Source organism: Thermocatellispora tengchongensis (genome assembly GCF_014202315.1).
Lineage (GTDB): Bacteria > Actinomycetota > Actinomycetes > Streptosporangiales > Streptosporangiaceae > Thermocatellispora > Thermocatellispora tengchongensis.
On sequence record NZ_JACHGN010000022.1, the window covers coordinates 108,843 to 117,305 of the forward strand.

Genomic DNA, 8,463 nt, shown 5'->3' on the forward strand with positions numbered 1-8,463 from the left:
AACTGGCGAGTGCGAACGCGGTTGACCGCGTTGATCCTCGTGCCGACGCTCGTCAGCGTGTGGCTGGCCGGCTCGAGCGTCATCGAGTCGGTCGACCGCGTCACCGCCTTCGAGCGCACCGAAGCCGCGGCCGAGTACGCGCAGAACATCAGGGACCTCGCCGTGGCCCTCGGCGAGGAGCGGGACATGAGCCAGTGGGCCATCTACCGCAAGGTGGCCACCCTCAACGGCAAGCGGGTACGCCTGGCCACCGAGGTCACGACCCGCCAGAAGGCCACCGACACCCTGATCACCCGTGTGAAGGCCGACTTCGACAAGATCGACCCCTCCTTCGGCGCCCGTGTGGTCGAGGCCAAGGAACAGTCGCTCATCCAGCTCAACGGGCTCGCGGACGTCCGGAAGGAGACCCCGGTCCGCGTCGCGCCGTACACCTCGCTGATCACCTCGCTGCTGCGGGTGCACGACGAGCTGATCACCGTCGCCAGCGACCCCGAGACCGTCGGTGACTTCCGCGGTCTGAGCGCTCTGGCCCACGCCAAGGAAGAGGCGTCCAAGCAGCGCGTCCGGCTGGTCATCGGCGCCTTCCAGCCGGCACTGGTGACCGACCAGGAGCTGGAGGACTTCATCGCCTCCCGCTCCCGGCAGGGTCAGCGACTGGCCGAGTTCACCGCGGAAGCCGGCGCGGAGAACGTGGCGTTCCTGAACTCCACGCTGACCAACGCCCAGCGCTACCGGGCCGAGCTGACCAAGCAGCGCGCCATCACGATCCAGGTGACCTCCGCCCGGGTCGCCCAGGGCGCCCTGGTCAGCGACGTCGGCCAGTGGTTCGACGACAACACCGTCACCATCGACCTCATCGGCCAGATCGAGAAGCGGGTGGCCGAGGACGTCGTCACGCGCCTCGACTCGCTGGCGGGCACCGCGCAGCGCAACGCCGCCACCGCCGGTGCCTTCATCGTCGTCCTGCTGCTCCTGGTCCTGGCGCTGACCGTGTTCATCGCGCGTTCGATGGTCTCCCCGCTGCGCCGCCTGCGTACCGAGGCGCTCGAGGTCGCCGGCTTCCGGCTGCCGAACGTCGTGCGCGAGATGCGCGTCACCGGCGACGCGACACCGCCCGAGATCCAGCCGATCTCCGTGACCAGCACCGACGAGATCGGTGAAGTGGCGCAGGCGTTCGACGAGGTCCACCGCCAGGCGGTCCGCCTCGCGGCCGAGGAGGCCGAGCTGCGCAGCAACATCTCCTCGATGTTCGTCAACCTCTCCCGCCGCACCCAGACCCTGGTGGAACGGCAGATCTCGCTGATCGACGGTCTGGAGAAGGGCGAGGAGGACGGCAAGCGCCTCGGCGACCTGTTCAAGCTGGACCACCTCGCGACCCGCATGCGCCGCAACTCGGAGAACCTCCTGGTCCTCGCGGGCCACGAGCCCACCAGGCGCCGCAGCCAGCCGGCCAAGCTGGTCGACGTCGTACGCGCGTCGCTGTCGGAGGTCGAGGACTACGAGCGGGTGCAGGTCAAGGTGCACCGCGGCACCTCCGTGGTCGGCAGCGCCGCCAACGACATCGTCCACCTGATCGCCGAGCTGGTGGAGAACGCGATCCAGTTCTCCCCGCGCAACACCCAGGTCGTGGTGTCCAGCAGCCTCATCGAGGGCGGCGGCGCCCTGCTGTCGGTCAGCGACTCCGGCATCGGCATGACCGAGGAGGAGCTGGTCGAGGCCAACCGCAGGCTGGCCGAGCCCCCGGTCGTGGACGTGTCGGTGTCCCGCCGAATGGGCCTGTTCGTGGTCGGCCGCCTGGCCCTGCGCCACGGCATCCGCGCCCAGCTCCGCCCGGCCGAGGGCAACGGCCTGATCGCCATGGTGCTGATCCCGCCGGCGCTGATCGTGGACACCTCCCAGCAGCAGTCCGGCGCCCCGCAGGGCACCGGCTGGTCCTCCACCCAGGGGCAGCCGCAGCCCGGCGCCCCCGTGCCCGCCGGCAACGGCGCGGGCCAGCCCCAGGGCTTCGGCCCCTTCCAGCCGGGCGGCCAGGCCGGCAACCAGTCGCTGTTCGGCTCCGACACGCTGATGCGCCGCGAGGCGTTCGGCCAGCCCGCGGGCGGGCAGGGACGCGGCTTCGGCGCCCCGCAGCAGCCGGTGGGCGGCCCGCGCGCCTTCGGCGGCGGCCCCGCGAGCGGCGACCCGTTCGACCAGATCAAGGACCCGTTCGCCAGCCAGGGCAGCGACCCGTTCAGCAAGGTCGACCCGTTCAACAGCCACGCCGGCGACCCGTTCGCCAGCCAGGGCGGCGATCCCTTCGCCAGCCAGGCCGGCGACCCGTTCGCGAGCCAGGGCAGCGACCCGTTCGCGGGTCGCGGCGGCCAGTTCCCGGGCCAGAGCGGCGACCCCTTCGCCGGCCAGGGCGGCGATCCCTTCGCCAGCCAGAGCGGCGACCCGTTCGCCAGTCAGGGCAACGACCCGTTCACGAGCCAGGGCAGCGATCCCTTCGCCCGCGGCGGCGCCGACGCCTCCGGCTCCTTCGGCGGCAGGCCCGCGGCCCCCAGGCAGGACACCGGCGTCTTCGGACGCCCCCCGTCGGCGGGTGACGCCGGCGGCTTCGGCCGCGGGGCCGGGGTCTCCGACCCGGGCTTCGGGCGGTCGATGCCCTCCGACCCGGGCTTCGGCCGGCAGGCCCCCTCCGACCCCGGCTTCGGCCGGGAGGCGGGCGGCGGGTTCTCCCGCGACGGGTACCCCTCCGGCGAGCCGGCCAGGTCCTCCCAGCCGTTCTCGGCCTGGACCTCGCACGACGACGACCCGATCACGGCGTCCATGCCGGCGGTGGAGGTCTCCCCGCTGGAGCCGGAGGAGGAGGAATACCTCCCGATCTTCGCCTCCGTGGAATCGGCCTGGTTCCGCCGCGCAGACGTCGCCGCGCCCGAGATGAGCGAGGCCGAGCGGGCCGAGCGGGCCAAGCGGGAGGAGAACGAGCGCCTGGAAGAGTGGGAGTCGGCCCGCGCAGCGGTCAGTACGTCCAGGGAGCCGCTGCCGACGCGCGGCGCGCCCCGGGCGGAGGACTGGCGCACCCCCGCGGACGAGGGCTGGCGCGCGGCCGCCGCGGCTGCCGAGCCTACGCTCGGTGGCATCACCGCGGCGGGCCTGCCCAAGCGGACCCCGAAGGCGAACCTCGTGCCCGGACGGGTGGCGGCGCCCCCGGCCGCGGCAGCACCCCCCATGCCCCCCATCTCCGCCGAGCGGGTCCGCAACCGCATGGCCAGTCTCCAGCAGGGCGTGCGGCGTGGCCGTGCGGAAGTACGGGATGAGTCCCTGGGCAAGCGGGAGAAGGAAGAGGGCTAGTGAACGAGCAAGCTGACCGGAAGGGCTTCTTGGTCATGTGGGTGACGAAGGAGGAGGCGTGACCACGCTGAGCCATGACGCTCGTAGGTTCGACTGGCTGATCACCGAGTTCGTCCGCGGCACACCCGGTGTCGCGCACGCGGTGGTCGTGTCGGCCGACGGGCTGTGCCTGGCGAGCTCTGAAGGGTTCCCCGAGGACCGGGCCGACCAGCTCGCGGCGGTCGCCGCGGGTCTGCTGAGCCTGACCGTGGGAGCCTCGCGCGTGTTCGAGGGCGGCGCGGTCACCCAGACCGTGGTCGAGATGGAGCGTGGCCTGCTGCTGGTCATGGCGATCAGCGACGGCTCCGTCCTGGCCGTGCTCGCCTCGCCCGAGTGCGACATGGGCTTGGTCGCCTACCAGATGACCCTGCTCGTGGACCGAGCCGGTCAGGTGCTGACTCCGGCCCTGCGGGCCGAGCTGCAGATGTCCAGGACGCGATGACCATGACGATGGGAGAGGGCCGTGCACGGGGCTGACGGCACCGGGGACGAAGAACCCCTGTTCCGTCCGTACGCGATGACGGGGGGTCGCGTCGAGCCGCGTTATCACCTGGCGATGGAGACGCTGATCTCGTCGTACTCCATACCGGACGACGAGCTTGCCCTGCTCACACCCGAGCAGGAGTCGATCGTGGTGCTCTGTCGGTCGGTTCGGTCGGTCGCCGAGATCTCGGCGCTGCTCCGGGTGCCGCTGGGTGTCGCGCGTGTGTTGGTGGCCGACATGGCCGATGAGGGGCTGCTGCTTCTCCACCAGCCGCGCCTGAACCAGGGACATCCGGATCTGCACATGCTCGAAAGGGTGCTCAGTGGACTTCGCAGACTCTAGCCACGGCGGTCTGACGTCGACCAAGATCGTCGTCGCGGGCGGTTTCGGCGTCGGCAAGACCACGTTCGTGGGCGCGGTGTCGGAGATCCTCCCGCTCACGACCGAGGCCGTCATGACCGACGCCAGCACCGGCATCGACGACCTGGCGCTGACGCCGACCAAGTCGACGACGACCGTGGCGATGGACTTCGGCCGGCTCTCGCTGGACCGGGACCTGATCCTGTACCTGTTCGGCACGCCCGGCCAGCACCGGTTCTGGTTCATGTGGGACGACCTGGTCCGTGGCGCGATCGGCGCGGTGGTCCTGGTGGACACCCGCAGGCTGGCCGACAGCTTCCCCGCGATCGACTACTTCGAGGAGGCCCGCCTCCCGTTCGTGATCGCGATCAACGGCTGGGACGGTCAGTTCCTGCACAGCGAGGAAGAGGTGCGCGAGGCCATGGCGGTGGCCCCGCACATCCCCGTCGTCCGCACCGACGCCCGCTCCCGCGAGTCGGTCAAGGCGACGCTGATCACGCTGGTCGAGCACGTGGTCCAGATCCGCGCGGCCTACGGCGCCCCGGCGTAGATCCCGAAGACTGAGTCATCGGCGCGCCGGCCTGGGCGTGGCGGTGGAACCCGGCCGCCTCCGGCGGCAACCGGCGTCTCGCCGCGGATCAGGCCGGCCGCCTGCCCCGCGAAGCCCATCGCGGCCCCACAGGCGTCGCCGCCGATGACATGAGCGCGCCGACATGAGCGCGCCGACATGAGCGCGCCGACATGAGCGCGCCGACATGAGCGCGCCACAGAGCACGGCGAAGGCGTCCGCCACGCCGAGAGCGCAGGCCGCGCCCGCCGCGCGGATCACGCACGCCCACCCTGCGGTGGTCACCGCATCTCACCCCACCCTTGACGAGCGACCTCACCGTCGCGCGAGCCCCGGTCTTCTCACCCCCACCGCGGGCCCGCCGCCCGTAGCACTCGGCGAACGGCCCTGAGGCGGGACCGCGCCGGTCGGCCCCTGTGGGCTGGCCGAGAACGTGCCGTGCCGTCGGCTCCCGTCGGTCCCGCTGTGCACCGGTACTCTCGCTTGTGGACCCGCCCTCCCGCGAGCCGCCGATCCCCGACGGTGACGACGGGGTGGTGCGCCCCGTCGATCGGCGATGCCGGCGGGCATCGGGCCCATCGTGGCCACCTTCCACGCCTCCTGGGTGCGCTCGCCGCCGCTGGTCACCGACCACCTGTGCGAGGCGTGCAAGGCGTACCACGAGGAGGTGCGCGCGCCCTCGCTCCCCGCCACGGCGACGGCCCGTCACGGTATCAGCCGGCGAACGCCCTGTGGTGGGGCCAGCCGATCGCCCCGTGAGGGAACATGCCGCGCGCTCTGGGAGCGTCCACGACGCTTCCGCCGGTCCCGCTGCCTATCGTCGCCCGAGGCCACAGATCCGGGTCATCGGTCTGGAGCTGCCGCGCCGGGCCACTCTGCGGCCATCGCCCGGGTTCTCCTTCGACCTTGACCGGCACTCGCGCGATGGTCCTTTTCACGGACGCCACGCCTCTACCGGCGGAAACTCACTCCCGTGGACGCAGCCCCCTCCTGCTGTGCTCTGCCCGTGCCCAGGGCTCATGTGCCTGGCAGCGTGCTCAAGGGGGCTTCCTGAAGTCGAGGAGGCGGGTGCGAGTGGTAAAAGGCCGGAGTTGATATCGCGAGATCACCGTCGTGTGATGTGCCGGAAACGCGGTCGTCCTCTGCCCGTCATCGTCGCAGGTCAGGACTGGAACGGTGCAAGGTGGCCGGGTGGGGTTTCGGTCCTGTGGGTGGCCATTCCGGACGGCGCCGGAATTGACATGTGGCCGAATCCTGGTTTCGGTCTTCCGCGACGGAAGGGGTTTATCGGTCGCCAGACCACTGGCCGGATGCATGGGGGATGTGTTGAAATAACGGCCATTACCACTTGTGGGATTTCCTGCGAGGTCCCGGGCGCAGGTGGTGGGCGCGGGAACGCCGAGGTCCGGCGAGAGGCAGCGTTCGGTGAGCGATCAGGTACCGCAGCTTCACCGGGGGATCGGGGGGACGGAGGGCGTCGCGGCGATCCCGCGCGACCGGCCCGCTCGCGAGGGCGGCGGTGCCGAGCGGGGGGTCGGTTCACGGCTTGCCCGCGTCTTCCGGCTGCGCGACTGGGGGGTGCGTTCCAGGCTCGTCGCGCTGGTCCTGGTCCTGGTCCCGGCCGCGGCGGCGGCGGTGCTCGGCGGCGCGCAGGTGACGGGCTCGGTCCGGGCGGCGTCGGCGTACGCGGAGGCCCGTGATCTCGCCGGGCTGGCCGAGCGCGTCTCCGCGCTCACCCACGAGCTGGCCGCGGAGCGCGACCGCACCGCCTGGCACATCGCGCTCGGCCGCCCCCAGGACCGACTGGCGGACGTGCAGGCCCAGATGGCCAGGACCGACACCGAGGCCGCCCGGGTGCGCGACACCGGCAACGCGGTCGCCGCCGGTCTGACCGGGCGCGCCCGCGGCGAGGTGGAGCGCCTGCTGTCCGGGCTCGCCGGGCTGGGCGCGCTGCGGCAGCGGGCGCTGTCGGGTGGCCTGCTCGACGACGCCGCTTTCAGCCAGTACTCCCTGGTGATCCGGGACCTGGCGTCCGTCTACGACGAGGTGGGCAGGGCCGCGGGCGACGACGAGATGGTCCGCCGGGCGGCCGTGCTCACCGCGCTGGCCCGGATCAAGGAGCACCTGTCGGCCCAGCGCGGCCAGGTCGCCGTGGTCCTGGTCGCCGGCCGGTTCGAGCAGGAGCAGTTCAAGAGGTTCCTCGGCGAAATGGCCGGTGAGGAGAGCGAGCGGCGGGCGTACGCGGCGGAGGCGACCGCGGAGGAACGGCGCGCCCTGGACGAGATCATCGCCGGCCCCGTCGCCGACCGCGCGCTGCTGCTCCGCGAGACCGTGCTGACCAGGGCGGGCGCGGGCCAGGAACTCAAGGGGCTCGACACGGCCGAGTCCGACGACGCCGCCCTGTGGTACGAGGCGATGACCGCCGTCGTGGACCGGGCGCGCGAGATCGAGCGCGGCCAGACCGCGGCCCTCGCCGCGCGCGCCGCCGCCCTGTACGACGCCGAGCGCGAGCGTGCCCTGCGGGCCGCGGGCCTGGCGGGGCTGCTGCTGCTCGCCGTGCTGCTCATCACCGCCCTCGTAGCCCGCTCCCTGGCACGCCCGCTGCGACGGCTTCGCGCCGAGGCGCTGGTGGTCGCCGGCCACCGGCTGCCCGGGGTCGTACGGCGGATGCGCGAGGCGGGGGAGGGGCACGAGCCCGTCCCGGCGGAGGACGCGCCGCCGATCGGGGTGCGGTCGCGCGACGAGATCGGCGACGTGGCGCGGGCGTTCGACGAGGTGCACCGCGAGGCCGTGCGCCTGGCCGGGGACGAGGCCAGGCTGCGCGCCGACGTCAACGCGATGTTCGTCAACCTGTCGCGGCGCGGCCAGACGCTGGCGGAGCGGCAGCTCACCCTGGTCGAGCGGCTGGAGCGCGGCGAGCGCGACGACAAGCGCCTCGCCGACCTGTCCGCGCTGGACCACCTCGCCGTCCGGATGCGCCGCACCAGCGAGAACCTGCTGATCCTGGCCGGGCGGGAGGCGGTGCGGCGGCGTACGCGCCCGGTCTCGCTGATGGACGTCGTACGCGCGGCGGTCTCGCAGGTGGAGGACGAGGGCCGGGTGCAGGGCCGGGTCCACGAGGAGGTGGCCATCGCCGGGCAGGCCGGGGGTGACATCGTGCACCTGCTTGCCGAGCTGGTCGAGAACGCGCTCGCCTTCTCCCCGCGCGACACCAAGGTCGTCGTCATGGCCGACCGCGTGGACGGCGGCGGCATCATGCTCTCGGTCGCCGACCGGGGCATCGGCATGAGCCAGGAGGAGATCGAGCAGGCCAACGACCGCCTGGCCCGCCCGCCCGCCGTGGACGTCTCGGCCTCCCGCCGGATGGGCCTGTTCGTGGTCGGACGCCTGGCGGCCCGGCACGGCGTCCGGGTGCGACTGCGCAGGCAGGAGACCGGCGGCATGATCGCCATGGCCCTGATCCCGCCCTCGCTGATCCTGCCCGCCCAGGCCGCCGGCCGGCCCGTCCACCGGCCGGGGCCGCCGAATGTCCACCGGCCTGTGCCTCCCGAGGCCCAGCGGCCTGTGCCTCCCGAGGCGCATCGGCCTGTGCCTCCCGAGGCGCATCGGCCTGTGCCTCCCGAGGCGCATCGGCCTGTGCCTCCCGAGGCGCATCGGCCTGTGCCTCCCGAGGCGCATG

General features: G+C 72.8%; 5 protein-coding genes. All 5 read left to right on the plus strand.

Features of this window, described 5'->3' with window-relative positions:
• The first annotated feature begins 21 nt into the window (after positions 1-21).
• Complete coding sequence (locus tag HNP84_RS39250) at positions 22-3,333, plus strand: sensor histidine kinase (protein WP_185055127.1); 3,312 nt, start codon at positions 22-24, stop codon at positions 3,331-3,333.
• A 58-nt stretch (positions 3,334-3,391) separates the two neighbouring features.
• Positions 3,392-3,814 (plus strand): roadblock/LC7 domain-containing protein, encoded by a 423-nt coding sequence (locus HNP84_RS39255; RefSeq protein ID WP_185055128.1) that lies wholly within the window; start codon positions 3,392-3,394, stop codon positions 3,812-3,814.
• Between the two features lie 21 nt (positions 3,815-3,835).
• Positions 3,836-4,198 (plus strand): DUF742 domain-containing protein, encoded by a 363-nt coding sequence (locus tag HNP84_RS39260; protein WP_185055129.1) that lies wholly within the window; start codon positions 3,836-3,838, stop codon positions 4,196-4,198.
• Positions 4,179-4,766 (plus strand): GTP-binding protein, encoded by a 588-nt coding sequence (locus HNP84_RS39265; RefSeq protein ID WP_312926765.1) that lies wholly within the window; start codon positions 4,179-4,181, stop codon positions 4,764-4,766. Before HNP84_RS39260 ends, HNP84_RS39265 begins: the two co-directional genes overlap by 20 nt.
• A 1,443-nt stretch (positions 4,767-6,209) precedes the next feature.
• Positions 6,210-8,463, plus strand: a 2,254-nt coding sequence (locus HNP84_RS39270; RefSeq protein WP_185055130.1) for a sensor histidine kinase, incomplete at its 3' end; no start/stop codon positions are given.